This is a genomic window from Streptomyces sp. NBC_01089 (genome assembly GCF_045162975.1).
Lineage (GTDB): Bacteria > Actinomycetota > Actinomycetes > Streptomycetales > Streptomycetaceae > Streptomyces.
The window spans coordinates 7,334,811-7,360,530 of record NZ_CP108660.1; the positions used below are offsets into that span (position 1 = coordinate 7,334,811).

The window sequence follows — 25,720 nt, forward strand, 5'->3', positions numbered from 1 at the left end:
TGACACGCGGCCGCGTAAGGTGACCGCGCACGCCGTACCTGCCGGTGACAGAGGAGGAGAGCGGGCCATGGGCGAGCTGTATCCGCCGATCGAGCCGTACGAGCAGGGAATGCTCGACGTCGGTGACGGCAACCTCGTCCACTGGGAGGTCTGCGGCAACCCGGAGGGCAAGCCGGCGCTGGTCGTTCACGGGGGGCCGGGATCGGGCTGCGTACCCGGCGCGCGCCGCTTCTTCGATCCCGACCGGTACCGCGTCGTCCTGTTCGACCAGCGCGGCTGTGGCCGGATCTCCGCTGTCACCACCACCCGCCGCTCGGAGATCGACTGGCTCTACCGGGGCGCCGGCCGGTTCTTCCCCGAGCAGTAAGACCTGCGCGACGCCCACCGCCTGGCCGGCATCCCGGGCGTGCTGATCCACGGCCGTCTGGACATGGCCGGGCCACTCGACACGGCCTGGGAACTCGCCCGCGCCTGGCCGGACGCCGAACTGATCGTCGTCGACGAGGCGGGACATCTGGGCAGCACGGAGACACGCCGCCATGTCCTCGACGCACTCGACCGGTTCGCGGCCGATGAGTGATAAGTGACCTGTGCCCGCTCGCGACTGCCGTCGGCGCCAACCCCGCGCCCGACAGAGGCGGGCGGTTCGCGCTGCGGGTCGCGAGGGCCGAGTTCGTCAAGGCGGTCGTGCGTCGTGTCAAGCCGTGAGGGGGCGGGGATCCCCGGTCAGTAGACGTCTCGGACGTAGCGGCGGTCGGTCATGAGACGGCTGATGTACGCCCCGGCCTGTTCCTCGTCGAGTCCGCCGTGCGCGACTGCGATGTCGCGCAGTGCGCGGTCGACGTCCTTGGCCATCCGGGTGGCGTCGCCGCAGACATAGAGGTGTGCGCCGTTGTTCAGCCAGTCCCACAGGCGGTGGCCGTGTTCGCGCATGCGGTCCTGCACATAGATCTTGGCCCGTTGGTCGCGTGAGAAGGCCAGGTCGAGGCGGTCGAGGTGGCCCGAGCGGTGGAAAGCGGTGAGTTCGTCGCGGTAGTAGAAGTCGGTCTCCTGCCGTTGCTCGCCGAAGAACAGCCAGTTGGGGCCGGAATCGCCGCCCGCCCGGCGTTCCTCCAGGAAGCCGATGAACGGGGCGATTCCGGTGCCGGGGCCGATCATCACGATGGGCGTCCTGGGGTCGGCGGGCGGCCGGAAGTGCGGGGAACTCCGGACGAAGAGGGGGACCGGGCCGTCGTCGGCGTCATCGGCCAGGTAGGCCGAGCACACCCCTGTACGCGGGACACCCTGGTGGTTGTTGTAGCGGACGACGGAGACCGTGAGGCGGACCTGGTGGTCGGTGGCCAGGGGGCTGGAGGAGATGGAGTAGAGGCGTGGCTGGAGCGGCCGCAGGACGGCTGCCCATTCGCCGGCCGTCGCGTGGAACGGATGGGCCGCCATGACGTCGACGGCTTGGCGCCGCCAGCTCCATTTGGCCAGCTCGCCCTTGTTGTCCGACCGCAGCAGCTGCTTGAGGTCCCGGTCCGCGGTGCGGTCGGCGACGAAGCGGAGCAGACCGGGGGTGATGCGGGCGATCTCCAGGTGGTTGCGCAGGGCCTCACCGAGGGGTATCTCGCCCGTTCCCGGTACGAGAACGGGTTCGGCGGCGTCCAGCCCGGTGGCGGCCAGCCATTGCGCCACCAGCCGGGCGGAGTTGGCCGGCCATACGCCCAGGGCGTCGCCGGTTCGGTAGGCGAGGCGGCCCCGGTCGCCGCCGCGGGTGTCGAAGGTGAACTGACGGACCTCCTTGGCCGATCCGGGCCGGCTGAGGAGCCGGTTGCCGACCAGCAGTGCGGCGAAGGGGGAGGTCTTCGAGTATGCGGGGTCGCGCCTCGCTGAGGTCTCTCTGCGCTGTCGCAGTCGGGGTGCGGCTTGCGGAGCTGGCGCGGGGTCCGTCGTCTCCGGTGGCTGTGCGGTGGCCTTCGCCTCGGCCAGGGTGTCGATGACCTGCTCCAGCCACTGGTCGGCGGCCTGCTGGTAGTCGGGTTCGCAGTCGGTGCGCGGGACCAGGCGGGTGGCTCCCAGATCGAGGAGACGCTGGTCGATACGGCGGCCGTGGCCGCAGAAGTCGTCGTAACTGGAGTCACCCAGGGCGAGCACGGAATAGCGCAGGCCGCTGATCCCGGTGTGACGGTGGCTGTGCAGGGCCTGCCAGAAGGCTGTTCCGTTGTCGGGGGCCTCGCCGTCGCCGAAGGTACTGGTGACGACGAGAAGGACCGTACGGGGCGACAGGGTGTCGGGGGTGCAGTCGTCCATGCTGAGGACGCGGGGGCGCCATCCCGCTTCGGCGAGGCGGCGGGCGCCGGATGCGGCGGCGTCTTCGGCGTTCCCGGTCTGTGACGCCCACAGGACGACGACCTCGCCCGACTCGGATTCCGTGGCGGCCGGGGCGGTGTTCGCTGCCGGTGCCGGTGCCGGTGCCGGTGCCGGTGTCCGTTCCGGGTCGGTGGGGTGCGGCGCGGTGCGGGAGTACAGACCGGCCAGCAGCCCGTTGACCCATCGGGCGCGCTCCGGTGCGAGGGGTGTCCCTGCCGGGAGCACCGGCACGGTGGCGGTCGCGGAGGGGCCGGAACGTTCGGCGCTGCCGATGCCGGTGAGGAATCCCGACAGATAGAGGCGCTCATCGGCCGAGAAAACGGGTGGCCCTGCCGTGTCCACCCCGAGGATGCCGGCCAGCTCGGTGACCAGGCTGCCGCTGCCGCCCCGCCGGGTATCCGCACTCGATGCCGATGCCGATGCCGATGCCGATGCCGATGCCGGTTCCGGCCCCCGCTCCGATGCCGGCACCGGCGCCTCCACCGGCGCGGTGATCTTCGTCAACGCCACCGCGCAGAACTTGAGTTCGGGCTGGAGCGAGATGGGGTCCACCGCGTCGTTGGTGACGGCGTTCAGGCTGAGGTACTCGCCGAACAGATCGTTCCAGTGGAACGGCGCGAAGCAGTTTCCCGGCAGCACCCGGTCCGTGACGACGGCAGGCAGCACGGCCCTGCCACGCCGGGATGCCACCTCGATCTGTTCGCCCTCGCTCACACCCAGCGCCCGCGCGTCGTGAGGATGGATCTCCACGAAGGGACCAGGGCTCAGTTTGTTGAGCCGGGCCACCTTCCCCGTCTTGGTCATGGTGTGCCACTGGTGCTGCAGCCGCCCGGTGTTCAGTACGAACGGGTAGGTGTCGTCGGGGAGTTCAGTGGCGGGCAGATGCGGGCGCGGGTAGAAGGCCGCGCGCCCGCCGGGTCTGGGGAACACCGGCCGGCGCCGCCCGTCGGCGGGCGCCCCCGGGGCGGGGTGGGCGCTGTCGTCGACGCAGTGGGCCGGATCGCGGTCACTGGCGTCGACGTAGCGGATCGGGTTGCGGTCGCTGCCGTCGGCCGTGGCGCTGGGCCACTGCACGGGGGTCCTGCGCAGCCGCTCGTAACTCACCCCGCGCAGGTCGTAGCCGGTCACCGGGTTCCACGCCCGTTTGAGTTCCTCGAAGACCTCTTCGGCGCTGCTGTAGTCGAACGCGTCCGCGAAGCCCATCTCACCGGCGACGCGGGCGATCAGCTGCCAGTCGGGCAGCGCCTGGCCCGGTGGGTCCACCGCCTGTCCGAGCAGGGTGAGGTTGCGCTCCGAGTTGACCATGACGCCCTCGGCCTCCGCCCACATCGTGGCGGGCAGGACCACATCGGCGTACGCGTTGGTCTCGGTCCGGGCGAAGACGTCCTGGGTGACGACGAACTCGGCGGCCTCGAGCCCGGCGATCACGGTCTTCCGGTTGCCCACCGATGCGACCGGGTTGGTGCAGATGATCCAGCACGCCTTGATGTCGCCGTCGGCCATCCGCGAGAACAGCTCGACCGTCCCCCGGCCCGCGCCGCTGGGCACGGTGCCCGACGGCAGTCCCCAGAGTTTCTCGGTGAACGCGCGGTCCTCCGCGACCAGCGCCGAGCGCTGCCCCGGGAGGCCGGGCCCCATGTAGCCCATCTCGCGTCCGCCCATGGCGTTGGGCTGCCCGGTCAGCGAGAACGGTCCGCTGCCGGGACGGCAGATCGCACCGGTGGCCAGATGCAGATTGCACAGCGCGTTGGTGTTCCAGGTGCCGTGCGTGCTCTGGTTCAGGCCCATCGTCCAGCAGCTCATCCACTCGGCCGCCTCCCCGATCCACCGCGCGGCGAGGCGTATGTCGGCTTCGGGGAGACCGGTGATCTCGGCGACGCGCGCCGGCGGGTAGTCCTCCAGAAACCCGGGCATCGCCTCCCAGCCCTCGGTGAACTCCGCGATGAAGGACTCATCGGTGTGGCCGTCCCGCACCAGCAGATGCAGCAGCCCGTTCAGCAGGGCGAGATCGGTGCCCGGCCTGATCTGCAGGAACAGACCGGCCTTGGCGGCGGTGGCGTTGTGCCGGGGATCGACCACGATCAGCCGGGCCCCCGCCTTGACGCGCTCCATCATCCGCAGGAAGAGAACCGGGTGGCAGTCGGCCATGTTGGCGCCGATGACGAAGAAGACGTCGGCGTGTTCGAAGTCCTGGTAGGAGCCCGGTGGGCCGTCCGCACCCAGGGACAGCTTGTATCCGCTGCCCGCACTGGCCATGCAGAGCCGGGAGTTGGACTCGATCTGGTCGGTGCCCACGAAGCCCTTGGCCAGCTTGTTCGCCAGATACTGTGCTTCAAGGGTCAGCTGGCCCGAGACGTAGAACGCCAGCGCGTCGGGGCCATGGGTGTCGAGAACGGCCCGCAGCCGGCGCGCCGTCGCGGTGATCGCCGCGTCGACGCTCGTAGCCTCGGGCTCCGCGCCCCGCTCGGCCCTGACCAGCGCCGTGGTCGCCCGGCCGGGGGCCGCGAGCAGGTCGGCGCTGGTCGATCCCTTGGTGCAGAGCCGTCCGAAATTCGCCGGATGCGTCTTGTCGCCCGACGCCCTGGCCACGGTGCGCCGCCCGGTGGACGGGTCGGTACGGACGTCGAGGACCATGCCGCACCCCACCCCGCAGTACGAGCAGACGGTCTTCACCGCGGTGGTGGGCTGTGGAGCTGACGCCGTCACGGGCGCCCCTTTCCGGTCGGGGTCGGGTGGGCCGGTGGTTCACCCGGCCCGGTCGCACCGCCCTATGGGAAGGGCCTGATGCGTCTGGGTCAAGCGGACCGTTCGTAGTCGGTTAGGTCCGCCGCGTCCCTGCGTGTGGGCGGGCGAACGCCACCGTCCGCCCTCGTCAGGGTGCGAGTGCCAGCCGGTAGCCGCGTTTCAGTACGGTACGGACCAGCCCGGAATAGGGGCCCAGCGCAGTGCGCAGCCGGGCGACCGCCGCCTCGACGGCGTGTTCGTCGGCGCCGCCGCCCACCCACACACGTCGCAGGAGTTCGGCCCGGCTGAGCACCTGGCCGGGCCGGTCGGACAGGACCCGCAGCAGCGCGGTCTGGGCCGGCGACAGCCGGACGGGTTCCCCCGGGGTCAGCAGGACATTGCCCTGGAGGACCAGCCGGTGCTCCCCGAGGCGCAGTTCGCGGTTCCCGGCGGGCAGGGTTTCGACGATGGTGCGGACCAGCGAGCCGAGTCTGCCCCGGTCGGGACAGACGGGACGGACGCCGTGCTCCTCCAGCGGCCGGGCGCAGACCGGGCCGACACACACGGGCAGCACTCCACCGCCCGGGGCGTCGGCACGCAGCGCCGCGGTCACCTCGGTGTGCAGACCGGCGGTGTGGGCGGCGTCGAGGAAGCCGGTGATGGCCGGGGCACTGGTGAAGGCGATCGCCTGCAGCTCACGGCGGGCGGTCTGTTCGACCAGGCGCCGCACGGCGTCGGGGTCGTCGGGCGGGCCCCAGCGGTAGACGGGCACCTCCATGACGTCCGCGCCGCGTTCGCGCAGGGCGCCGACGAACCCGTCCAGCGGCGCGCCGTGCTCCTGGACGGCGATCCGCCGGCCGCGGATGTCGCGGGCCAGCAGCCAGGTGAGCAGTTCGTCGTTGGCCTCGCTCCGTGGTGAGAACGCCTCGCTCAGGCCGCTCGCACGTACCGCCCCGGTTGCCTTGGGCCCCCGGCTGACGACGACGGCGCCCCGGCAGACTTCGGCCAGCCGTCTGCCCAGGCCCCAGCCGTCGGCGGCGCTCATCCAGCCGCGCCAGCCGACCCCGGTGGTGGCCACCACGTAGTCCAGCGGGGCCGCCAGACAGCGTTCGGTGGCCCGTCTCAGTGCGCTGTCGTCGTCGAGGGGCACGATCCGCACCGTCGGCGCGGAGACGACGTTCGCACCGCGGCGCCTGAGCAGCGCGGCGAGTTCGTCGCGGCGCCGTGCGGCGGTCACCCCGACCGTGAAGCCCGTCAGCGGACCCGCCGCGGGCTCGGCGGCCGGCGCGGTCACGTCGTGGTGTGGAGCCGGACCGGGGTCGGACAGGGGGCCAGTTGCCATGCAGGGAAGGCTGCGGCAGCGGCGTTTCACCGAGGTTGCGCGATGGTGACGCCGCCGTTAGGGCAGCTGCCCGCGGGAGTACGGGAGATGTCGGCCAGGTCACCGGGGAGGGGCGCCCGTGTGAGTCACCCGTACCGCCGCGGCAACACGGACGACCCGGTCCGGTAACGGGCCGCGCGGATGCTCAGGGCCATGGCCCGTACGCCGGCCCCGGGCCCCACCCGGCGGCGGGTCGTACGGACGCCCGCCCCTCCGACCTCTCAAGGAGCCCGCCCGTGACACCTCAGCACCTCGTCCTGGTCGGCCACGGCATGGTCGGCCAGCGCTTCCTGGAGGCGCTCGCGGAGCACTCGTCGGCCACGCCGTGGCGGATCACCGTACTGGCCGATGAGCCCCGGCCCGCCTACGACCGGGTGCACCTGACCTCGTGGTTCACCGGCACCGGCGCCGATGAGCTCTCCTTGCTCCCGCCCGGGTTCACGGCCCGGCTGCGCGGCGCGGGGCACCGCATCGACCTCCGCCTGGGCGACCCCGCCACCGCCGTCGACCGCGCCGCCCGTACGGTCACCACCAGGGCCGGCCGCACCGTGCGGTACGACGCCCTGGTGCTGGCCACCGGCTCGTACCCGTTCGTACCGCCGGTTCCGGGACACGACGCCCGGGGCTGCCACGTCTACCGCACCATCGAGGACCTGGAGGCGATCCGCGACCGGGCGGCAGAGGCCGGGGCCGGTGCGGTCGTCGGTGGCGGTCTGCTCGGCCTGGAGGCGGCCGGAGCACTCAGGGCACTGGGCCTGGAGACCCATGTCGTCGAGTACGCATCACGTTTGATGGCTCTTCAGGTGGACCAGGGTGGCGGAGACATCCTGCGCCGGAAGATCGAGGAACTGGACGTCGTGGTGCACACCGGCGCCGGGACCGAGCGGATCGACACCGGCACGGACGGCTCGGCGCGCAGCATGACCCTGTCCGACGGGACCGTCCTGGACGTCGGCCTGGTCGTCTTCTCGGCCGGGATCCGCCCGCGCGACCAACTGGCCCGCGACTGCGGCCTGCCGACCGCCGAACGCGGCGGCATCGTCGTGGACGAACGGTGCCGCACCGCCGACCCGCGCGTCTGGGCCATCGGCGAGTGCGCTTCGGCAGCCGACGGCCGGGTGTACGGGCTGGTCGCGCCCGGCTACGCGATGGCGGACACGGCGGCACGCGCCATCAGCGGCGGCCCCGGCAGCTTTACCGGCGCCGACACCTCCACCAAGCTCAAGCTGCTGGGCGTGGACGTGGCCAGCTTCGGCGACGCCCACGGCGTGACCGTGGGTGCTACGGACGTCGTCTACACCAGTCAACGGGCCGCCGTCTACCGCAAGTTGGTGATCGGACCCGACGGACGGCTCATCGGCGGCGTACTGGTCGGCGACACCGGCTCGTACGACGTGTTGCGCCCGCTGGCGCTCTCCGGGGCCGACCTCCCGGGCACCCCCGAACAACTGGTACTCCCCTCGGGGCTCGGTGCACCCCTCGGCCCGCCGGCGCTGCCGGACGACGCCGTGGTCTGCTCCTGCCACAACGTCACCAAGGCAGTCATCGCCGGAGCCGTCCGCGACGGCGGCTGCACCTCTGCACCCCAGGTCAAGAAGGCCACCAGGGCCGGCACCGGCTGCGGCAGCTGCGCGAAGGCGGTGGAGAGCATCGTCAGGGACGAACTCACCGCCTCCGGGGTCGAGGTGGCCCGAGGTCTGTGCGAACACTTCACCCACACCCGGGCCGAACTCTTCGAGATCGTCCGGGTCAAGGGCATCAGCACCTTCTCCCGGCTGCTGGCCGAGCACGGCAGCGGCGACGGCTGCGAGATCTGCAAGCCCGTCGTCGCCTCCCTCCTTGCCGGCCTGGACCGGGGCCACATCCTGGACGGCGAGCAGGGCGCGCTCCAGGACACCAACGACCACCACCTCGCCAACCTGCAGCGCAACGGCTCCTACTCGGTGGTGCCCCGCATCCCCGGCGGCGAGATCACCCCGGACGGGCTGATCACCATCGGTGAGATCGCCCGGGACTTCGGCCTCTACACCAAGATCACCGGCGGCCAGCGGATCGACCTGCTCGGCGCACGCGTGGATCAGCTTCCGCTGATCTGGACCCGACTCGTGGACGCGGGCTTCGAGTCAGGGCACGCGTACGGAAAGGCACTGCGTACGGTCAAGTCCTGCGTCGGGCAGACCTGGTGCAGGTACGGCGTACAGGACTCGGTGGCGCTCGCCATCGAACTGGAGCTGCGCTACCGGGGTCTGCGGGCCCCGCACAAGCTCAAGTCGGCGGTCTCCGGCTGCGCCCGCGAGTGCGCGGAGGCGCAGAGCAAGGACTTCGGTGTCATCGCCACATCGGAGGGCTGGAACCTGTACCTGGGCGGCAACGGGGGTATGACGCCCCGTCACGGTGACCTGCTGGCCGCGGGCCTCGACCGCGCCACGCTGATCCGCACCATCGACCGTTTCCTCATGTTCTACATCCGCACCGCCGACCGGCTGGAGCGGACAGCCCCCTGGCTGGCCCGGTTCGAAGGCGGCCTCGGCCACCTGCGCGCGGTCCTGCTGGACGACTCGCTCGGCATCTGCGCCGAGCTGGACGAACTGATGGCACGCCATGTGGAGATCTACCAGGACGAATGGGCCGCCACCCTCGCCGATCCGGAACGGCTGCGCCGCTTCGTCTCGTTCGCGAACGCCCCCGGCACCCCCGACCCGACCGTGCGCTTCGTACCGGAGCGCGACCAGATCCGCCCGGCCCGCCCCGACGAGGACGGCCGGACCCTGCCCCCGCGGCCGCTGATCGGCGGCCCTTCCCTGGAGGTACGTACCCGATGAGCCTCACCAGCGTGTCCGGACGCTCAGCCGACGAGCGGCCGGCGGCCGACGGGACGGCCGGCCGGGCATCCGGCCGGGAGCCCGGCCCGGCGGCCTCCGCCGTGGTCGAGGTCCATGACGGCGAACGCTGGACCGGCGTCTGCGCGCTGGACTGGCTCCTGCCCGGCCGCGGTGTGGCCCTGCTCGTGAACGGCCGGCAGATCGCCGCCTTCCGCGACCAGGCGGGCGGGCTGCACGCGCTCGACAACCGGGACCCGTTCAGCGGCGCACATGTCCTCTCCCGGGGGCTGCTCGGCAGCCGCGGGGGAGTACCCGTGCTCATCTCACCCATGTACAAGCAGGCTTTCGACCTCCGCAGCGGCGTCTGCCTGGACGAGGACACAGCCCAGGACGGGGGCAGCACCACACTGCGGACCTGGCCGATCCGCGTCCGCCCGTAACATCACGCCGACCCGCACCGCAGTCAGTACGTCCCCTCCCGCTCTTCTACCGAGCACGCACCCGCACCCCCGTCCGCTTCCCACCCAGCGACCGAGGCAGCCCACCATGAGCGCAACCGTCCACGACCCTGCGACCCCAGCCACGGCGACCCCCGCGCGGGCCCGCACGCTCAGCGAGTGGCACCCCGAGGACCCGGACTTCTGGGAGCGGACCGGGGCCCGGGTGGCCCGGCGCAACCTGGTCTTCTCCGTCCTCTCCGAGCACATCGGCTTCTCGGTGTGGAGCCTCTGGTCGGTGCTGGTCCTCTTCCTCGGGCCGCGGTACCACATCGATCCCGCGGGCAAGTTCCTGCTCACCGCCGTCCCCACCGCGATCGGTTCGGTCCTGCGGCTTCCCTACACGACCGCTGTGGCACGCTTCGGCGGCCGCAACTGGACGGTCTTCAGCGCGCTGCTGCTGCTCGTACCGACACTGCTCGCCGGAATCCTGCTCAGGCCCGGTGTCCCGTACAGCACACTGCTGGTGCTCGCGGCGGTCGCCGGGGTCGGCGGCGGCAACTTCGCCTCCTCCATGGCCAACATCAACGCCTTCTACCCGCAGCGGCTCAAGGGCTGGGCGCTGGGCGTCAACGCGGGCGGCGGCAATCTCGGCGTCGCGGCCGTCCAACTGGTCGGCCTGCTGATCCTGGCCACCGCCGGTGCCGCGCACCCACGGCTGCTGCCCCTGGTGTACCTGCCGCTGATCGTCCTGGCGGCGCTGGGCGCGGCCCTGCGCATGGACAACATCGAGACACCGCCCCAGCGCGGGCACGCGCTGCGCGACATCTGCCGGGAGCCGCACACCTGGGTGATGTCCGCGCTGTACGTCGGCACCTTCGGCTCCTTCATCGGCTTCGGCTTCGCCTTCGGGCAGGTCCTGCAGGTGCAGTTCGGCCAGCAGTTCGACACACCCGTCAAGGCCGCCTGTCTGACCTTCCTGGGCCCGCTGCTCGGCTCGCTGGTGCGTCCCGTCGGCGGCAGGATGGCGGACCGCTGGGGCGGAGCTGTGGTGACCTGCTGGAACTTCGCCGCGATGGCGGTGGGCGCCGGGACCGTTCTCGTCGCTTCACAGCGGCACTCGCTGCCGTTGTTCCTCACGGGGTTCATCGCGCTCTTCGTGTTCAGCGGGATCGGCAACGGCTCCACCTACAAGATGATCCCGGCGATCTTCGGTGCCAGGGCGCGCGCAGCCGTCCTCGCGGGCGCCGATCCGGCCGAGGCCGAGCGCACCTCGCAGCGCCGGGCCACCGCCCTCATCGGAGTGGCGGGCGCGGTCGGCGCCTTCGGCGGAGTCCTGGTCAACCTCGCCATCCGCCAGTCCTTCCTCAGCGCCCACAACGGCAACGCCGCCTATCTGGCCTTCCTCGCCTCCTACATCCTGTGCCTGGTCCTGACCTGGGCCGTCTACCTGCGCGGCCGCGGAGCGGCGGCGCGGAAGTGAACCGGGCGCCGCTCCGCGCGCGGACCGAGCGCGACGGGTGGGGCGGGGATGGTGAAGGGGCCGGTCGGACCGGCCGGGCGGGCCGGGGCGGCCGGGCGGCGGCTGTGGTGCTCGCCGTCCACGGCACCCGCGATCCCGCCGGGACCGCGATGGCTCAGGACCTGGCAACGGCTCTCGCGGCCCGGCTCCGCCTGCCGGTACGCCCCGCCTACGCGGACGTTCACGGCCCCACCGTCGCGGAGGTGCTCATGCGTACACCGCCCGGCCGCACCCCGGTCCTCGTACCGGCCTTCCTGTCCACGGGTCACCATGTCCGTACCGATATCCCCGCCCAGGTCCTGCTGTCGGGCCGTATGGACACGACGGTGACTCCGCCGGTGGGACCCGACCCCGCCCTGATCACCGCGCTGGCGGCCCGGCTGGCCGAGGCGGGCGCGCGGCCCGGTGACGCGGTGGTGCTGGGCGCCGCCGGATCACGCGACCCGGCCGCCAGGGCGGAGACCGCGGCCCTGGCCCGGCTCTTGGCCCGGTCCTTGGGTCGGAACCTGGGCCGGAACCTGGGCCGGAGCGTGCAGGCCGAAGTGACCGTCGGCTGGGCGGCGTCCGCACGGCCCACCGTCGCCGAGGCGGTCGCGGACCTGCGAAAGCGGGGTGCCGGGCGCGTATCGGTCGCCACCTGGCTGCTGGCCCCCGGCCTGTTCGCCGACCGCATCCAGGACTGCGGCGCGGACGCGGCCGCCCGCCCGCCCGCTGGGAGCCCACCCGGCCCTCCTGGAGGTGCTCGCCGAGCGGGTGGAGCGGGCTCTACGGGAGGGGACCGGTGCGGCGCCTGGTCCGCAACGGGGCGGGGGCGCCAGGAGTGCGTGACGGGACAGCGGCCGCCGCTCCAGGTACGGCGCTGTTCGCCGTCAGCCGAGCCGGACGCACCCGGCCCGGGTGAGGCGACAGGATGGCCACATGAAACGGATCTTCGTTCTCGTACACAGCCCGTCCGTTGGCCCTGCCACCTGGCACCCGGTGGCAGAACAGCTGACGGCCGAGGGACACCAGGTGCGTGTGCCGTCTCTGCTCCAGGTGGGCCCGGGCGGCCCGCCGTTCTGGCCCCGGATCGCTCAAGCCGTCCGGGACGACCTCGCCGGCATCCCGAAGGACCAGCCCCTGACACTGGTGGCACACAGCAATGCGGGGCTGTTCGTCCCGTCGGTCCGCTCGGGGCTCGACCACCCGGTGACCGGCTCTGTCTTCGTCGACGCCGCGCTGCCGGCCCGCACGGGACCGACGCCCGCCGCCCCACCCGAACTCCTGGAGTTTCTCCGCCCCATGGCGGTGGACGGCACACTGCCGCGCTGGACCGACTGGTGGGACGAGGCGGACATCGCGCCCCTGTTCTCCGACCCGGCGATGCGGCAGAAGGTCATCGCCGAGCAGCCGAGGCTGCCACTCGCCTACTACGAGCAGCGCGTCCCGGTCCCCGACGGGTGGGACGACCACCCCTGTTCCTACCTGCTGTTCGGCCCTCCGTACGACGACACGGCCGCCGACGCCCGGGCGCGCGGCTGGCGGACGGCTCATCTGCCGGGCGCGCACCTGCACCAGATGGTCGACCCCGTCGGCACGGCCAGGCACCTCCTGGCCCTCACTGCTGACGAGGCGTGACCCCGCGTCCGACCGCACCGGCGTTCACGGAGTGTCCCGGTCCCAGACATCGGCCGGTTCTCCGACCCACTCGCAGGGCCCGTCGTCGGCGGTGAGGTCCGCGCGGCGTGGCAGCCGGTCGTCGGCCCAGGGGCCGCAGCGGGGGAGAAGGGCCTGCAGGTTGTCGAGTGAGTGCGCGATACCCAGGCTGGTGTCGAAGTGCTTGACCTCGCGACCGCCGTAGGCCCGGACGGGCAGAACGGTGATCGGTTTGTCGGTGCTCATGGGCTCACCCCGGGCCGGCTCATGTCGTGGAGTCGAAGTGGCCGCCGGCGGCGATGCGCTCGCTGAACCGGGTGAGGGTCTCCTCGTCCAGCAGGCTGCCGTCCATGGCAAGCCACCGCGACGACAACGACGGTTTGATCTCGTCGAGGGGGCGCCCCCTGTGAGTCGTGGACATTTCATTGAGTGTGGCTACCTGCTGAGCCGTAAGGCCGAGCTCGCCGTCGTCCATGGCTACCTCTCGTTCGATTCCTTCAATCGGGCGCATGGCCACCTGTCTCAGCCGCTGCCGGCACCGGCGTCGGGTAGGTCGTCGGCGAAGATGACCTCGGCCGCCGAGCGGCGCATGGTCTCCAGCGTGCTGATCTGTCTTCGGGCCCGCTCCAGAAGTTCACTGAGGCGGGAGGTGTCCAGACGCGTGTCGTGGGAGGCCACCACGAGCAGGGTGCCCCAGATCAGGCTCTTGCCCTCGATGCCCAGGCGCAGGGTCTCCAGCTCGATGAAGGTGCTCAGCCCGGAGCGCCGGTACAGGGCACCGTTCGGTTTCAGGCGTCCCAGTCTCTCGGCTGCCCAGCCCCCGTAGATCTTGTAGCGGCGCGCGGGCACACCGAGTGTCCCCATGAGTCCGAGGAGCGCCTCGCGGTCATCGGCGATCTCATCGGCGATGCGCTGCAGTTCCGGGCCCCGGACCGAGTGCCGGTTCTGGTGGGCGATGCGCCGCGCGATTCCGACGCCGAAGGTGGCCCCCATGAGGTGGTCGTTCAGATAGATCCCGAGCTTGTCGGTATGCATCCTGAGCCCTTTCCGGCCGTACGCGGCGATCTCCTCCACGGCGCGGCCCGTACGCCTGCCCGCTCGCGACCCGGGCGGCCTGGCCCTGTACGCCGTGCCACGACAGCGACCCCGCTACCACAGCAAACCGCGACAGAACTGAATCGACCACACGAAACGGCGGGCAGGGGGCCGAACGGACCATGGGCCGGGGCGCCGCCGAGGCCATGACCGGGAGCGGGTCCGTCCGCTAGCCTCATGGATCATTCGCTGGACAGGTCACTGCTGGAGGCCGGGATGACCGACGTTGTGCTGTTCCATCACGCGCTGGGGCTCACTCCCGGAGTCACCGGATTCGCAGGGACGCTGCGCCGGGCCGGGCACACCGTGCACACGCCCGACCTCTTCGAAGGCAAGACGTTCGACACCCTGGACCAGGGCATGGGCTACATCGAGCAGATCGGGTTCGGCGAGGTGATCGGGCGCGGTACCCGTGCCGTGGAGGACCTGCCTGCGGACCTCGTCTACGCCGGCTTCTCCGTGGGCGTACTCCCGGCACAGAAGCTGGCCCAGACGCGGCCCGGAGCGCGCGGGGCACTGTTGTACTACTCCTGTGTCCCGGTAACGGAGTTCAGCCCTGCCTGGCCGCACGCCGTTCCGGCCCAGGTGCACGGCATGGACGCCGACCCGGTCTTCGTCGGCGAGGGCGACATCGACGCGGCCCGGGCGCTCGTCGCGTCGGCCGAGCAGGCCGAGTTGTTCCTCTACCCGGGTGACCAGCACTACTTCGCCGACAGCACACTCGCGTCGTACGACCCGGAGGCGGCCGCTCTGCTGCTCGACCGCACACTGGCGTTTCTGCAGGCATGAGACCTGATGCGTGACACCTGGGCTCGTTTTGTCAGCTGTGCGCAGAGGGCGTCGACTTCGACCTGGCGGCACTAGGACGCCCCCTGCGGGCACCAGACAGTGGACGACGCTCGAACGCCGGTCCATCCGCCCGGCCGTCCAAGTAGCCCCGTATGCAAGGCAATTGGCCTGGACGGTCCAGGCCGCTAACTGGCGCCGCTGCCTGGAACGACCTGCCGCCGCCCGGTTCCTGCACCCCCAAGGCGGCCGCTTCACCGTGCCGGGGTGCTCGTCGGACCCGTCGGACCCGTCGGGAAGTCCTGGATGCCCAGGACCCGCAGCAGTTCCAGCCGTTCGCGTGTCCCGGCGTCCGCCGGGGTGAGGACCAGCAGCTGCTGGCCCTGGTCGGGGGTGACCAGGGTTTCGCAGTCCATCAGCAGACGGCCCACCCGCGGGTGCAGCAGCGTCTTGCGGTCGGCGCGCCTGACCGCCACCTCGTGGTCGGCCCAGAGCCGGTCGAAGTCGGGGCTCGCGGCCCGCAGCCGGTCGACGAGCCCGGTGACCGTGGGGTCGCCGGACCGGCGGCCGGCGACCGCGCGCAGGTCGGCCACGAGGCGGCGGGCGTGGTGCTCCTGCTCCTCGGAGACACCAGCGGCACGGGCGGCCGGGTCGGTGAACCAGCGGTACACGCCGTAGCGCCGGTCCCCGGAGAAGCCCGTCTGGTCGCCCGCGAGCAGGACGGACGCCCGGTTCTGGGCGAGCGCTTCCCCCAGGTCGGACAGCACCATGGCCGGGGTGTCCCCGAGCAGGTCGAGCATGCGCACCAGGCCGGCCCTGGCCAGGCGGGCCACCCCGTCGGCGGGCGGCGGCCGGTGGCCGGCCAGGTGGAACAGGTGGTCACGCTCGTCGTCGGACAGACGCAGCGCCCGTGCCAGCGCGCCGAGCAGCTGGGGCGACGGCTGACTGCTGCGGCCCTGCTCAAGACGTACGACATAGTCCACCGACATCCCGGCGAGCATGGCCACCTCCTCCCTGCGCAGGCCATGCGTACGGCGCCGGGGACCTTCGGGGACGCCGACCTCGGCCGGGCGGATCGCCTCGCGGCGCAGGCGCAGAAAGTCGGCGAGCTGGTCGCGTTGCATGCCCTCATGGTCCCTCGCCGGGCCGGGCCGATCCAGGGAGCGGCGCTCCCATGATGAACGCTCCGCTTTCGCGCCCGACGTCCCGGGCTCAAGGTGGGTGACAGATCCACCACGAAGGAGAACGAGATGCAGAGACGGACCCTGGGAAACACCGGCCCCGCCGTATCCGCGCTGGGCCTGGGCGCGATGGGCATGTCGGGTGCCTACGGAGAGGCCGACCGCGCGGAGAGCATCGCCACCGTGCACGCGGCGCTGGACGCCGGTGTCACGCTGATCGACACGGGCGACTTCTACGCCATGGGCCACAACGAGCTGCTGCTCGCCGAGGCACTGCGCGGCCGGGACCGGGACAGTTACCAGCTGAGCGTCAAATTCGGCATGCTGCGGGGGCCTGGCCCGGAGTTCGGCGGACAGGACTGCCGTCGCGCGGCGGTGAAGAACTTCCTGGCCTACTCGCTGACCCGGCTGGGCACCGACCACATCGACATCTACCGCCCCGCCCGGCTGGACCCCGACGTACCGATCGAGGAGACCGTCGGCGCGGTCAAGGAGATGATCGACGCCGGGTACGTACGCCACCTCGGCCTCTCCGAGGTCGACGCGGCGACGATCCGCCGGGCGCATGCCGTGCACCCGGTCGCCGACCTGCAGATGGAGTACTCGCTGATCTCCCGCGCGGTGGAGGCGGACGTGCTCCCCGCGCTGCGCGAACTCGGCATCGGGCTGACCGCGTACGGGGTGCTCAGCCGCGGCCTCATCTCCGGGCACTGGTCCGCCGGCCACGCAGCGGGCCCCGGTGACGCGCGTGCCGCGAGCCCCCGGTTCGCCGACGGGAACGTCGAGCACAACCTCACCCTCGTGGAGGCGCTGCGCCGGGTCGCCGACGCGAAGGGGTGCACCGTTGCCCAGCTGGCCATCGCCTGGGTCGCAGCCCAGGGTGAGGACATCGTGCCGCTGGTCGGTGCCCGTACCCGCGAGCGGCTGGCCGAGGCGCTGCCCGCGATGGAGCTGCGCCTCTCCCCTGAGGACCTCGCGGAGATCGAGAAGGCGGTGCCGGCGGGCGCGGCGCGCGGCGACCGCTACCCGCCGGCGGCCATGTCGGTGCTCGGCGTGGGGAACTGAGTTACCGAGTCACCGAGTCACTGAGCCAGCGAGTCACTGAGCCAGCGAGTCACTGAGCCAGCGAGCGACTGAGCCCTGTTCTCCGGCTCGCCCGTTCTCCGGCTCTCCGGCAGGTCCGCTGCGCAGACCGGCGCAGCGGACCGTACGTCCCGGCTTCGGCGGTGCGCCTACACGCCGTTGAAGTAGAGGTCCACTTCGCCGTTGGAGCTGCTGGAGTCGACGACCTTGGTGCTCGCCGCCGAACTGTTGCCGGTCCAGGCGATGGTGGGCGGTGCGGTGTGTCCAGGCCGGCCGGTCAGGCTGATGTTCTTCATCGCCACATCAGGCGCATCCGGGTTCTTCGTCGCGTCCCCGTCGGTGTACGGCTCGAAGCACTCGATGACGCCGTCGGCCGCGCTGGTCCGGTTCACGGTGACGTCGGCGGAGGGGTATCCGGCGAACGACTCCTTGTAGGTGTAGGTGCCGTTGCTCTGGGAGACGAAGTCGATCCGGCCGGTCAGGGAGGTGCCGGGCGAGACGCTCAGATAGGTGCCGTGGGCGTACTTGCCGCCGACGTAGTACCAGTTGGCGATCTGGTAGGCCGCCGTGCCGTTGCCCCACTGGAGCACCGGCTGCAGCGCACCTCCGGCCAGCCCGTTCCAGATGAAGAACGTCGTCGTGCTCGTCGAGTCGGACGGCTTCGGCGGCACCGTCCAAGTGGTCTTGAACGACTGGATGTTGGTCGGGCCCCAGTCTGCCGGGCAGTTGCCCCCGAGATCGGTGGCGCTCGCGCTCGCGCTCGGCGCGGCGCCGGCCTGCGGTGTGCCTGACTGCGTGATGCCTGCCTGTGCGCGCAGGCTCGCTGCGTGGCGGAACGGGTCGGCCGACGCCGGACCCGAGGCCGCTGCTCCGAGGCGGGCGACGACGGCATGGCTGCGCAGATCCACCTTCTCCACCTGGCCGTTGACGACTTGGAGCGCCTGGTGGTTGTCGACCTGCACGACATCGGACCGGGGTACGCGGCCGTACGGGGTGAGGACCGTCGCCGGGGGAGTGTGCGCCGACGCGGGCACGGACAGGGCCGCCGCACCGAGTGAGGCCGCGGCGGCCAGGGCGGCGATCCGGAATCTTGTGAGCATGGTGCCTCCGTCCGGAGTGCAGCGGTGAGCGACCGCACCACCCCAGGGAAGCGGCTGCGGGGTCCACGCCGATCCGCGCACTCACTTTGTCGATTTCTGCTCGAAACGAGCCATGACCGAGCGCAATGCGTCACGTACGCTATGGCCTGGACCAGCACCTGCCAAGATGACGACATGTGAGCTTGTCGTGAAGACCGGCCCGGGAGACGCCTGCTGTCCGGCCTTGTGGGGCCGCCTGGTTGGGGCACGGGGCACGGGGCACGGGGCGATGGTCCTCACGCCGTCATCGGCCCGCCGAGTATCCCGTTCAGGGTCTCGGTGTCGGGACGCGTACCTGCCCAGGCGATGTATCCGTCGGGGCGGACGAGCAGACTGGTGGTGCGGCCGCTCGTCCAGTGCGCGTGCACCAGGGGAACCGGCCCGGTGCGGTGGGGGACCTCCGGCGGTGTGATCAGGACGAAGGAGCCGTCCCGCAACAGCTCGGGCAGGTGCCCCTCGGCGAGGCGCAGCGCGGGCGCCCGGGTGCCCGTGAGGCGGTGGCTGCCCCGGGGGGCGCCGTACGCGATGCCGATACCGGAGAGCCTGCCGATGACCTTGTCCGAGGCAGGCCGCACCGTGGACAGCGTCTGCACGAGGGCCGCGCGCAGTATGCGCTGCCACGGCGTCCTGGCCATGGCGAGCCGGATGAGGGCACCGCTGGCGCGCAGCACCTGGGCGCCGACCGGGTGCCTCTCCGCGTGGTAGCTGTCGAGAAGCGCCTCGGGGTCCGCGGAGTGCCCGCGCAGGACGGCCGTGAGCTTCCAGGAGAGGTTCGCCGCGTCCTGGAGGCCGGTGTTCATGCCCTGGCCGCCCGCGGGGGAGTGGACGTGGGCGGCATCGCCCGCCAGGAAGACACGGCCGGTGCGGTAGGCGGGCACCTGGCGTTCGTCGCTGTGGAAGCGTGACAGCCAACGGGCGTCGTGCATGCCGTAGTCGGTGCCGAGCGCGAGGCGGGTGATCCCGCGCAGCTCGTCCAGCTCCACGGGTTCGCTGTCGTCGGCGTGCCGGGCGCGGTTCCAGCCCATGACGCGGTACCAGCCGTCGCCGAACGGGGCGATGAAGGCGAAGGCGTCGCCCACGCCGTTCACCGTGAGCAGCGCGGGGGGTGTCTCGGTGAGCCGCACATCGGCCAGGACGATGGACTTGATCACGGATTCGCCGGGGAACGGCAGGCCGAGAGCCCGGCGGACCGAGCTGTGCACCCCGTCCGTTCCCACGAGATACCGGGCCTCGACGGTGGAGCGCACCCCGTCGGCGCCGCGTACGGTGGCGGTGACCCTGTCGCTTGCGGGGGACTGGCTCAGACCGACCAGCTCCGTTCCGTGCCGGAAGCTCACTCCGGCCTTCAGCGCGCGGTCCCTCAGCAGCTGTTCGACCTCGTACTGCGGTGTGATCAGCAGGAACGGGAAGCGCGACCGCAGCCGGGAGAGGTCGAGCGAGAGCCGGCCGAAGAGCCGCATCCGGTCCAGCCGGGTGCCGGTCCTGATCAGGGCGTCGGCGAGGCCGCGTGTGTCGAACAGCTCCAGGGTGCGGGCGTGCACGGCGAAGGCCCGCGTCAGATTGCCCGTCCCCGGCGGGCGCCGCTCGACGACCGTGACCGACAGCCCCTGCGCGGCGAGGTCGCCCGCCAGGAGCAGGCCGGTCGGGCCCGCGCCCACGATCAGTACATCGGCCGGTACGCCGGTGGTGTCCGGGTGGTTCGCTGCGGTGCTGTACGTGTCCGTCATGGCGGCCTCCGAATCGCACATGCCAACGCCTGTTGGTCAACGCTTGTTGGCAAGGTTAGAGCGGAGCGGTCTGGCATGTCAACGCTTGTTGGCCTACGCTTGTTGGTATGTCAGCTCCAGCCCCCTCCGCCCCACGCCGGTCGGCCGCCGTCACCAAGGCGGCGATCCTCGAAGCAGCCAGGGAGCGGTTCGCCGCCGACGGATACGAACGCGCCACGATCAGGGCCATCGCCCGCGACGCGCACATCGATCCGTCGATGGTGATGCGCTACTTCGGCTCCAAGGAAGGGCTGTTCGCCGCGGCGTCCACCATCGATCTGCGGCTGCCCGGCCCCGGTGCGCTGTCCGGGCGGCACATCGGCGCGGTTCTCGTCGGGCACTTCCTGGACCGCTGGGAGCGGGACGAGGTGCTGACCGGCCTGCTCAGGGTCGGCGTCACCAACGAGGCGGGAGCCGAGCGGATGAGGGCCGTCTTCGCCGAACAGCTCGGACCTGTGGCCGCCGGCGTATGCCCCGACCCCGCCGACACCCCGCGCCGCGCTGCACTTGTCGCGTCGCAGATCCTGGGCATGGCGCTCACCCGGTATGTGCTGCGCATCGAGCCGGCGGTCGCGATGTCCCGCGACGAGATCGTCGCCTGGCTCGCCCCGACGGTCCAGCGCTATCTGACGTCCGAGCACCCCTGACGCCGGGCCGGAGAGCGCCTCATCGCGAACCCGGTACAACTATCCGCGTGGTTCGAGGGTCACATCAGGTGGGAGCAAAACCACTCTCGTACACGCAAGGGGGAAATATGGGGATCACGCGCAATATCGTGGCCGCCGGGGCGCTGACCGCTCTGGCGGTGGGCGCTACCACCGCGCTCGGTACGACCGCCTCCGCCGCACCCAATGTCACACCGCAGGGCGTCTGCGGCAGTGCCTACAAGACCGTGAACTCGGCGCCCATCGGCTCGCTGGGGACCGTCTACCTCACGTACGACTCCTCGAACGGCAAGAACTGCGTCGCGACCATCAGGACCAACCCGGGCAAGGCCACGTACGTGTCCACGTTCATCTACGTCCCGGACACCGGCACTTCGGCCGGGGACGACGGCAACTACACCTCCTACGCGGGGCCGGCCTACGTCTACGGCAAGGGCCACTGCGTGAGCTGGGGCGGCACCATCGCCAACGTCTACGTCTCGGTGGACAACTCCAACTGCGCCGCGCTCAAGGAGCACCGGGTCACCGGTATCCGCTGAGCCGGGGTCGCCGGGCGCATCACGCACCGCAGCCCGGCGACCGTACAAGCGACACAAGCAGTGCAACCCGCACACACGCCACTCGTGACAGGCGGCCGGGCGGCCGGGCCCGTGGAGACGGAGCCCGGCCGCCTGTGGGCTTGTGCGGTGGGGCGGCGTCAGCAGACGCTGTCCGTCGGCTTCGGGTTGCCGAGGCCGAACAGCGGGCGCAGCCGCAGACCCGCCCACGTGCCGAGGATGGCGACCGCACCCCAGACCCACCCGTGCAGCGAACCGGACGCGATGCCCGCGAGGTAGGCGCCGATGTTGCAGCCGCCGGCCATCCGGGCACCGACGCCCATCAGGATGCCGCCGAGCACCGCGGCGAGAGCCGTGCGGGCCGGGATGGCGCGGTGGAGCTTCCAGACCCCGCCGGCGGCCGCGGCCACCGCGGCGCCGATCATGATGCCGATGTCCGTGAGGCTGGTCTTGTCGGTGAGTACGGGGCCGGACAGCTGGGCCGCACTTCCCGGCTGCTGCCAGAAGGCCCAGTGCGCCGGAGAGCCGCCGACGGCCTCCACCGCCTTGGACCCCCACAGGGCGAAAGCGCTGGTGATGCCCCAGGCGCCCCCCGACACCATCAGCACCCCCGCGCCCAGCAGTGCGAGCACCACGGCACCCGCGGCGAGCGGCCAGGAGCCGCGCACCGTACGGGCCAGAGTGCCGCGCGCGGACGGCGGCGCCCCGACCGGCGGCGGGTTACGGCGCTTCTGGACGGTGCGGCTGATCAGCCAGATGACGGCGAGCACCGCGATGGTCACGGCCCAGGAGCCGAACCAGCCCACATGGTCGGAGAGCACGTACGGGTCGAGAGCCGGCAGATCGCTCCACAGCCCGAACTGCCAAGCGGCCAGCGTCGATCCGACGATGAAACCGAAGAGGGTGAGGACGATCGCGCTCTGGCCGGAGCCGACGGCGAAGAGCGTCCCCGAGGCGCACGCGCCGCCGAGCTGCATGCCGATGGCGAACAGGAACGCCCCGACGAGCAGACCGACGCCGAGAGGTCCCGCGCTCGGCGCGGGCGCCGAACCGAACAGTCCGGTACCGGTACCGATGACCAGCGCGAAGAGGGTCGCTGTCACGCCGAGCAGCAGGGTGTGGGCGCGGAGCCCGGCGCCGTTGCCGACGGCGACCAGCTGGCGCCAGGCCGAGGTGAAGCCGAACCGCGAGTGGAAGAGCGCGAAGCCGAGACCGATACCGAGCAGGAGCAGGACGCCCGGCTTCGCCCCGTGCGCCGCGAACACATAGGCACTGAGCGCCGCGCCGATCACGGCGGCGACGGCGAGCGGTGTCCGCCGTACCCGGGGGGCGGGCTCGGCCTCGGGGGCCGGTACGGACGTCGGAAGCGGAGCGAGCAAGGCAGCTCGGGGCGGCGCCCCGGCAGGAGGAGCGGTAGTCAAGGGGTTCTCCGGGACTGGAGGGAAGGCGGACCGGCGTACGGGCCGCAGGAGGAGGCCCGGTGGTACGTCAGCGGCGACAGAGCGCGTCGTCGACACTCCACGGCGTTGCCGCGAAGAGTGCGAGCGCCAGTCGGCGAGCGGGTCCGAACATGCGGCCCACCTTATGCGGCGCCGAGCGTAAGGGAACACCGCGTTCCATTTCGTGAGACGCGGTCCGCGGAGTGAGACGGGCTGGTGGGGCCGGGCCGCGGACGCCGCACCAGGTTCAGGGGTGAGGCGGAGCGAGCACCGCGGAGGGCAGACACGCCGCCAGTTCGAGAGCGCAGCGCAGTTCGGTGTTGTTGCGGTTCTCGCCCAGCAGTTGGTCGATCTGGCGCAGGCGGTAGGTCACCGTGTTGCGGTGCGTGTGGAGCGCCCGGGAGGTGAGCGCGATGCTTCCGTTGGCGTCGATGTGGGCCGCCAGGGTCCTCCGCAGTTCGACGGTCCGCTCGTCCTGCGCGTTCAGCGGCCCGAGGACCGACCGGACGAAGGCCCCGGCGCGTTCGGTATCCGCGGCCAGCAGTGAGACGAGCCGGACATCTTCGTACGCGGTGACCGCGTTCCTGGTACGGGAGAGCCGGGCCACATGCTGGGCCGCCTTGGCCTCCTGGTGTGTCGACCGGAAACCGGACAGTCCGCTGCCCGGCCTGCCGACCGCGATACGCAGCGGGGACGGCCATGCCCCGTGGTCCCGCAGCCGCCCGGCGACGGCCGCATCGGGGGAGCCGAGCCACACATCGGCCTGCGAGAACCCGCGCATGACGACCAGGGGGTGCTGCCCGCTCAGCGACACGGCGGCGATCTCCCGCGCGACCGCACCGAAGTCGAAGGCGCGGGCGCTGTCGACGTCCACCCCGGCCAGCCACAGCACGAGTCCGGCATGGCTCTGGTCCAGCTCGTGTTCCAGCTCGCGTGCCGCCTCCGCGGGGTCGACCCGGACACCGTTGATGATGCTGCGGATCAGCCGCGCGGTGACGCCGTCGCGGCTCCTGGACCAGCGTTCGTACTCGTCCGCGTACTGGACGGAGATGTTCCTGGCGAACAGCGACCAGGACTCGATGACCACCCGGGTCATCTCCTGGACCACCCGCATCCGGGACTCCGCGGGGACGAGGGCCTCGACGCAGCCGAGCAGTTCCTGGGTGAGGAACTCCTGGCCGGCGTGCACATTGCGGACCACCTCGTCGAGCGGGATGCCGTGCCGTACGTAGTAGGAGACGTTCTGCAGGGGTTCGGCCGACTGCGCCAGCACGTTCCGGTCGCCCGCGACCAGAGCGGTGAGGGTGTCGAGTGTGCTGGCCTCGGTGGCCCGGCGCAGCGCCTCGGCCTCCCCGTCGGAGTGGTCGCCGGGCCAGTCCACCAGGGTTTCGAGGATGTAGTCGGCCATCCGGCGCCCGGCGGTGACCGCCCACGCCGTCGCGCTCTCACCGATCACGGCTGACGCCCGGTGCCGGGTCCCGAGCGACGTGACACCGTCCTCGGGACTCCCGGCCGAGAGCTCCCTCACCCACGTGTGGTCCATCTCCGCTGCCACCTGTCTCTGCCACCCCGTCCCGTGCGCTGGGGGTCTCCGGACACTGTGACTCACTCTCCCGCCGGGGTCACCAGCGCGGTCACGCGTCTGTGCGAAGTGCCTCACAGCGGAGACGTGTTTGTGCTGCGCGCCCAAGCGGAGCGGCCGGTACGGATGGTGCGCGGCACGGTGCACAAACCCCCGTACGGCCTTGGCCGCGCAGCCCATGGCCGCCCCTGTTCACCCCGTCGCAAACTCCAGGCAACAGAGATTCCGGGCCGCAGCTCCTTCCCCGTATCGGAGTTCCAGATGAAAGTCCCCACCCTGAGCAATGAGCCGGTGCCCACCCGCGCGACGGGCTCACCCACCGACACCGGCACCGCCACGGACACCGCCACCGAGCCCGACAACGCCATCGAGCCGGATTCGGGCCTCGTCGCACGGGCCGCCGCCCTGCGGCCGCTGATCCGTGAACGTGCCGAAGAGGGATCCCGGGAAGGCCGGGTGGTCCCCGATGTGATCCGGGCGCTGGAGGAACAGGGCCTGCTGAGACTGACCGTGCCGCACCGCTACGGCGGCCATGGGGCCGACTCCCGCACCCTGGTCGACGTCCTCGCCGGGCTGGCGCGCGGTGACGGTTCGACGGCCTGGACGGCGATGCTGCTCAACATCGGCAACTGGTTCGCCACCACCTGGCCGGTCCGCGTCCAGGACGAGATCTGGGGCGACACCCCCGACGCCCGGTGCTGCGCGATCCTCGCACCGTCGTCGACCGCCAGGAAGGCCGACGGCGGCTGCCTGGTCTCGGGCCGCTGGCCCTACGCCTCGGGCTCCTTCGCGGCGACACACGCCATCACGGGCTTCCTGGTCCCCCAGGACGACGGCTCGTCCCGCGCGGCCGTCGGGCTCTTCCACCCCGGGCAGTGGAGCATCGAGCGCTCCTGGTTCCCGGTCGGCATGCGGGGCACCGGAAGCGACACCGTCGTGATCGACGAGGTCTTCGTCCCCGATCACCGCATCCAGTACTTCGACGACCTGGTCGCCGGTGACTACGCCACCGAACTGCGGGACACCGACGTACGGTCCCGGGCCCCGTTCCTGCCCACCGGAACGGTCATCTTCGGCGCGATCCAGGTGGGCCTCGGCAGGGCGGCACTCGACCTCGCGGTCGAACGGCTGCGCTCCAAGGGCGTGGTCGGAAGCGTCTACACCCGGGCCAGGGACTCGCCGGTGCACCAGACCGCCGTCGCCGAGGCCCTCTCGAAGATCGACGCGGCCGAGCTGCTCGTCCATCGGTCCTGCCGGGACATCGACGAATCGGCCGCCACGGGCGTCTACCCGGACGAGCTGGCCCGCGCCCGGGTCCGCAACGACACCGGGACCGTCGTCACGTTGGTGCACGAAGCCGTCGACCGGCTTCTCAAAGCGGCGGGTTCCGGCAGCTTCCTGGAGACCAGCCCGCTCAGCCGGATCTTCCAGGACGTGGGAATGGCGGGCAGCCATGTCCACGCGACACCGGCCATCGCCGCGGAGGTCTACGGCCGGCTGCTCCTCGGCGCCGACGGCGGTCTCACGGTGCAGGTCTGACCGCCGGATCAAGGA

19 protein-coding genes and 2 pseudogenes are annotated in these 25,720 nt (G+C 71.6%); 11 read left to right on the top strand and 10 right to left on the bottom strand.

The window, feature by feature from the left end:
- The first annotated feature begins 67 nt into the window (after nucleotides 1-67).
- A pseudogene (locus OG510_RS32975) lies at nucleotides 68-580 on the top strand (hypothetical protein).
- Between the two features lie 146 nt (nucleotides 581-726).
- Here the strand turns inward: OG510_RS32975 and OG510_RS32980 are convergent.
- The gene (locus tag OG510_RS32980) at nucleotides 727-5,058 is read right to left on the bottom strand and encodes a molybdopterin-dependent oxidoreductase (protein ID WP_406141621.1); all 4,332 of its coding nucleotides are present in this window, start codon (nucleotides 5,056-5,058) and stop codon (nucleotides 727-729) included.
- A gap of 166 nt (nucleotides 5,059-5,224) precedes the next feature.
- Nucleotides 5,225-6,418, bottom strand: a complete 1,194-nt coding sequence (locus OG510_RS32985) for a uroporphyrinogen-III synthase (RefSeq protein ID WP_406141623.1) — start codon at nucleotides 6,416-6,418, stop codon at nucleotides 5,225-5,227.
- Nucleotides 6,419-6,729: 311 nt separating this feature from the next.
- On the opposite strand from OG510_RS32985, the gene nirB reads away from it, so the two are divergent.
- The 5 genes and pseudogenes from nirB (at nucleotide 6,730) to OG510_RS33010 (ending at nucleotide 12,855) form a co-directional block, all read left to right on the top strand.
- Complete coding sequence (gene nirB, locus OG510_RS32990) at nucleotides 6,730-9,279, top strand: nitrite reductase large subunit NirB (RefSeq protein ID WP_406142679.1); 2,550 nt, start codon at nucleotides 6,730-6,732, stop codon at nucleotides 9,277-9,279.
- Nucleotides 9,276-9,719, top strand: a complete 444-nt coding sequence (gene nirD / locus OG510_RS32995; protein WP_406141624.1) for a nitrite reductase small subunit NirD — start codon at nucleotides 9,276-9,278, stop codon at nucleotides 9,717-9,719. The genes nirB and nirD overlap by 4 nt, the downstream gene beginning before the upstream one ends.
- 106 nt (nucleotides 9,720-9,825) lie before the next feature.
- Nucleotides 9,826-11,199 carry a nitrate/nitrite transporter gene (locus OG510_RS33000; protein ID WP_406141626.1) on the top strand — a complete coding sequence of 458 codons (1,374 nt, stop codon included), beginning with the start codon at nucleotides 9,826-9,828 and terminating at the stop codon, nucleotides 11,197-11,199.
- 107 nt (nucleotides 11,200-11,306) lie between these two features.
- A pseudogene (locus tag OG510_RS33005) lies at nucleotides 11,307-11,936 on the top strand (sirohydrochlorin chelatase); the annotation flags it as partial.
- 220 nt (nucleotides 11,937-12,156) lie between these two features.
- The gene (locus OG510_RS33010) at nucleotides 12,157-12,855 is read left to right on the top strand and encodes an alpha/beta hydrolase (protein ID WP_406141627.1); all 699 of its coding nucleotides are present in this window, start codon (nucleotides 12,157-12,159) and stop codon (nucleotides 12,853-12,855) included.
- 24 nt (nucleotides 12,856-12,879) lie between these two features.
- On the opposite strand, the gene OG510_RS33015 is transcribed toward OG510_RS33010, so the two are convergent.
- The 3 genes from OG510_RS33015 to OG510_RS33025 form a co-directional block, all read right to left on the bottom strand.
- Nucleotides 12,880-13,119: a hypothetical protein gene (locus tag OG510_RS33015; protein WP_406141629.1), complete on the bottom strand. Its 240-nt coding sequence runs from the start codon at nucleotides 13,117-13,119 to the stop codon at nucleotides 12,880-12,882.
- Between the two features lie 19 nt (nucleotides 13,120-13,138).
- Nucleotides 13,139-13,294 carry a hypothetical protein gene (locus OG510_RS33020; RefSeq protein WP_164267675.1) on the bottom strand — a complete coding sequence of 52 codons (156 nt, stop codon included), beginning with the start codon at nucleotides 13,292-13,294 and terminating at the stop codon, nucleotides 13,139-13,141.
- Nucleotides 13,295-13,395: 101 nt separating this feature from the next.
- Nucleotides 13,396-13,908 carry a hypothetical protein gene (locus tag OG510_RS33025; RefSeq protein ID WP_406141631.1) on the bottom strand — a complete coding sequence of 171 codons (513 nt, stop codon included), beginning with the start codon at nucleotides 13,906-13,908 and terminating at the stop codon, nucleotides 13,396-13,398.
- Nucleotides 13,909-14,184: 276 nt separating this feature from the next.
- Between OG510_RS33025 and OG510_RS33030 the strand changes: the two genes are divergently transcribed.
- Nucleotides 14,185-14,757, top strand: a complete 573-nt coding sequence (locus OG510_RS33030; protein WP_406142681.1) for a dienelactone hydrolase family protein — start codon at nucleotides 14,185-14,187, stop codon at nucleotides 14,755-14,757.
- 251 nt (nucleotides 14,758-15,008) lie between these two features.
- Here the strand turns inward: OG510_RS33030 and OG510_RS33035 are convergent, their stop codons facing one another.
- Nucleotides 15,009-15,878 (bottom strand): helix-turn-helix transcriptional regulator, encoded by an 870-nt coding sequence (locus tag OG510_RS33035; RefSeq protein WP_406141633.1) that lies wholly within the window; start codon nucleotides 15,876-15,878, stop codon nucleotides 15,009-15,011.
- Between the two features lie 126 nt (nucleotides 15,879-16,004).
- Between OG510_RS33035 and OG510_RS33040 the strand changes: the two genes are divergently transcribed.
- Nucleotides 16,005-17,000, top strand: coding sequence for an aldo/keto reductase (locus tag OG510_RS33040; protein WP_406141634.1), 996 nt, complete (start codon nucleotides 16,005-16,007; stop codon nucleotides 16,998-17,000).
- Between the two features lie 167 nt (nucleotides 17,001-17,167).
- Here the strand turns inward: OG510_RS33040 and OG510_RS33045 are convergent, their stop codons facing one another.
- Together OG510_RS33045 and OG510_RS33050 are read right to left on the bottom strand one after the other, a co-directional pair.
- A complete protein-coding gene (locus tag OG510_RS33045; protein WP_406141636.1) occupies nucleotides 17,168-18,118 on the bottom strand; it encodes a hypothetical protein in 951 nt (316 codons plus the stop codon).
- A 275-nt stretch (nucleotides 18,119-18,393) separates the two neighbouring features.
- Complete coding sequence (locus tag OG510_RS33050; RefSeq protein WP_406141638.1) at nucleotides 18,394-19,884, bottom strand: FAD-dependent oxidoreductase; 1,491 nt, start codon at nucleotides 19,882-19,884, stop codon at nucleotides 18,394-18,396.
- A 107-nt stretch (nucleotides 19,885-19,991) separates the two neighbouring features.
- Here OG510_RS33050 and OG510_RS33055 point away from each other — a divergent pair, with 107 nt between their 5' ends.
- Both OG510_RS33055 and OG510_RS33060 read left to right on the top strand, forming a co-directional pair.
- Nucleotides 19,992-20,570, top strand: coding sequence for a TetR family transcriptional regulator (locus OG510_RS33055; protein ID WP_406141639.1), 579 nt, complete (start codon nucleotides 19,992-19,994; stop codon nucleotides 20,568-20,570).
- Between the two features lie 107 nt (nucleotides 20,571-20,677).
- Nucleotides 20,678-21,127 carry a spore-associated protein gene (locus tag OG510_RS33060; protein ID WP_406141640.1) on the top strand — a complete coding sequence of 150 codons (450 nt, stop codon included), beginning with the start codon at nucleotides 20,678-20,680 and terminating at the stop codon, nucleotides 21,125-21,127.
- Between the two features lie 158 nt (nucleotides 21,128-21,285).
- Here the strand turns inward: OG510_RS33060 and OG510_RS33065 are convergent, their stop codons facing one another.
- Nucleotides 21,286-22,566 (bottom strand): YeeE/YedE family protein, encoded by a 1,281-nt coding sequence (locus OG510_RS33065; RefSeq protein WP_406141641.1) that lies wholly within the window; start codon nucleotides 22,564-22,566, stop codon nucleotides 21,286-21,288.
- Between the two features lie 265 nt (nucleotides 22,567-22,831).
- Nucleotides 22,832-24,127: a PucR family transcriptional regulator gene (locus tag OG510_RS33070; protein ID WP_406141642.1), complete on the bottom strand. Its 1,296-nt coding sequence runs from the start codon at nucleotides 24,125-24,127 to the stop codon at nucleotides 22,832-22,834.
- Between the two features lie 300 nt (nucleotides 24,128-24,427).
- Between OG510_RS33070 and OG510_RS33075 the strand changes: the two genes are divergently transcribed.
- Entirely contained in the window at nucleotides 24,428-25,705 is a 1,278-nt protein-coding gene (locus OG510_RS33075; RefSeq protein WP_406141643.1) for an acyl-CoA dehydrogenase family protein, read from the top strand.
- Nucleotides 25,706-25,720 lie beyond the last annotated feature (15 nt).

Excerpts from the sequence above, each read along its gene's own strand:
- nirB (WP_406142679.1), top strand. The coding sequence starts at position 6,730 with ATGGTCGGCCAGCGCTTCCTGGAGGCGCTCGCGGAGCACTCGTCGGCC.
- nirD (WP_406141624.1), top strand. The coding sequence starts at position 9,276 with ATGAGCCTCACCAGCGTGTCCGGACGCTCAGCCGACGAGCGGCCGGCG.
- OG510_RS33040 (WP_406141634.1), top strand. The coding sequence starts at position 16,005 with ATGCAGAGACGGACCCTGGGAAACACCGGCCCCGCCGTATCCGCGCTG.
- OG510_RS33030 (WP_406142681.1), top strand. The coding sequence starts at position 14,185 with ATGACCGACGTTGTGCTGTTCCATCACGCGCTGGGGCTCACTCCCGGA.
- OG510_RS33070 (WP_406141642.1), bottom strand. The coding sequence starts at position 24,127 with ATGGACCACACGTGGGTGAGGGAGCTCTCGGCCGGGAGTCCCGAGGAC.
- OG510_RS33075 (WP_406141643.1), top strand. The coding sequence starts at position 24,428 with ATGAAAGTCCCCACCCTGAGCAATGAGCCGGTGCCCACCCGCGCGACG.
- OG510_RS33060 (WP_406141640.1), top strand. The coding sequence starts at position 20,678 with ATGGGGATCACGCGCAATATCGTGGCCGCCGGGGCGCTGACCGCTCTG.
- OG510_RS33025 (WP_406141631.1), bottom strand. The coding sequence starts at position 13,908 with ATGCATACCGACAAGCTCGGGATCTATCTGAACGACCACCTCATGGGG.
- OG510_RS33020 (WP_164267675.1), bottom strand. The coding sequence starts at position 13,294 with ATGTCCACGACTCACAGGGGGCGCCCCCTCGACGAGATCAAACCGTCG.
- OG510_RS33010 (WP_406141627.1), top strand. The coding sequence starts at position 12,157 with ATGAAACGGATCTTCGTTCTCGTACACAGCCCGTCCGTTGGCCCTGCC.
- OG510_RS32985 (WP_406141623.1), bottom strand. The coding sequence starts at position 6,418 with ATGGCAACTGGCCCCCTGTCCGACCCCGGTCCGGCTCCACACCACGAC.
- OG510_RS33035 (WP_406141633.1), bottom strand. The coding sequence starts at position 15,878 with ATGCAACGCGACCAGCTCGCCGACTTTCTGCGCCTGCGCCGCGAGGCG.
- OG510_RS33050 (WP_406141638.1), bottom strand. The coding sequence starts at position 19,884 with ATGACGGACACGTACAGCACCGCAGCGAACCACCCGGACACCACCGGC.
- OG510_RS33045 (WP_406141636.1), bottom strand. The coding sequence starts at position 18,118 with ATGCTCACAAGATTCCGGATCGCCGCCCTGGCCGCCGCGGCCTCACTC.
- OG510_RS33000 (WP_406141626.1), top strand. The coding sequence starts at position 9,826 with ATGAGCGCAACCGTCCACGACCCTGCGACCCCAGCCACGGCGACCCCC.
- OG510_RS33015 (WP_406141629.1), bottom strand. The coding sequence starts at position 13,119 with ATGAGCACCGACAAACCGATCACCGTTCTGCCCGTCCGGGCCTACGGC.
- OG510_RS33055 (WP_406141639.1), top strand. The coding sequence starts at position 19,992 with ATGTCAGCTCCAGCCCCCTCCGCCCCACGCCGGTCGGCCGCCGTCACC.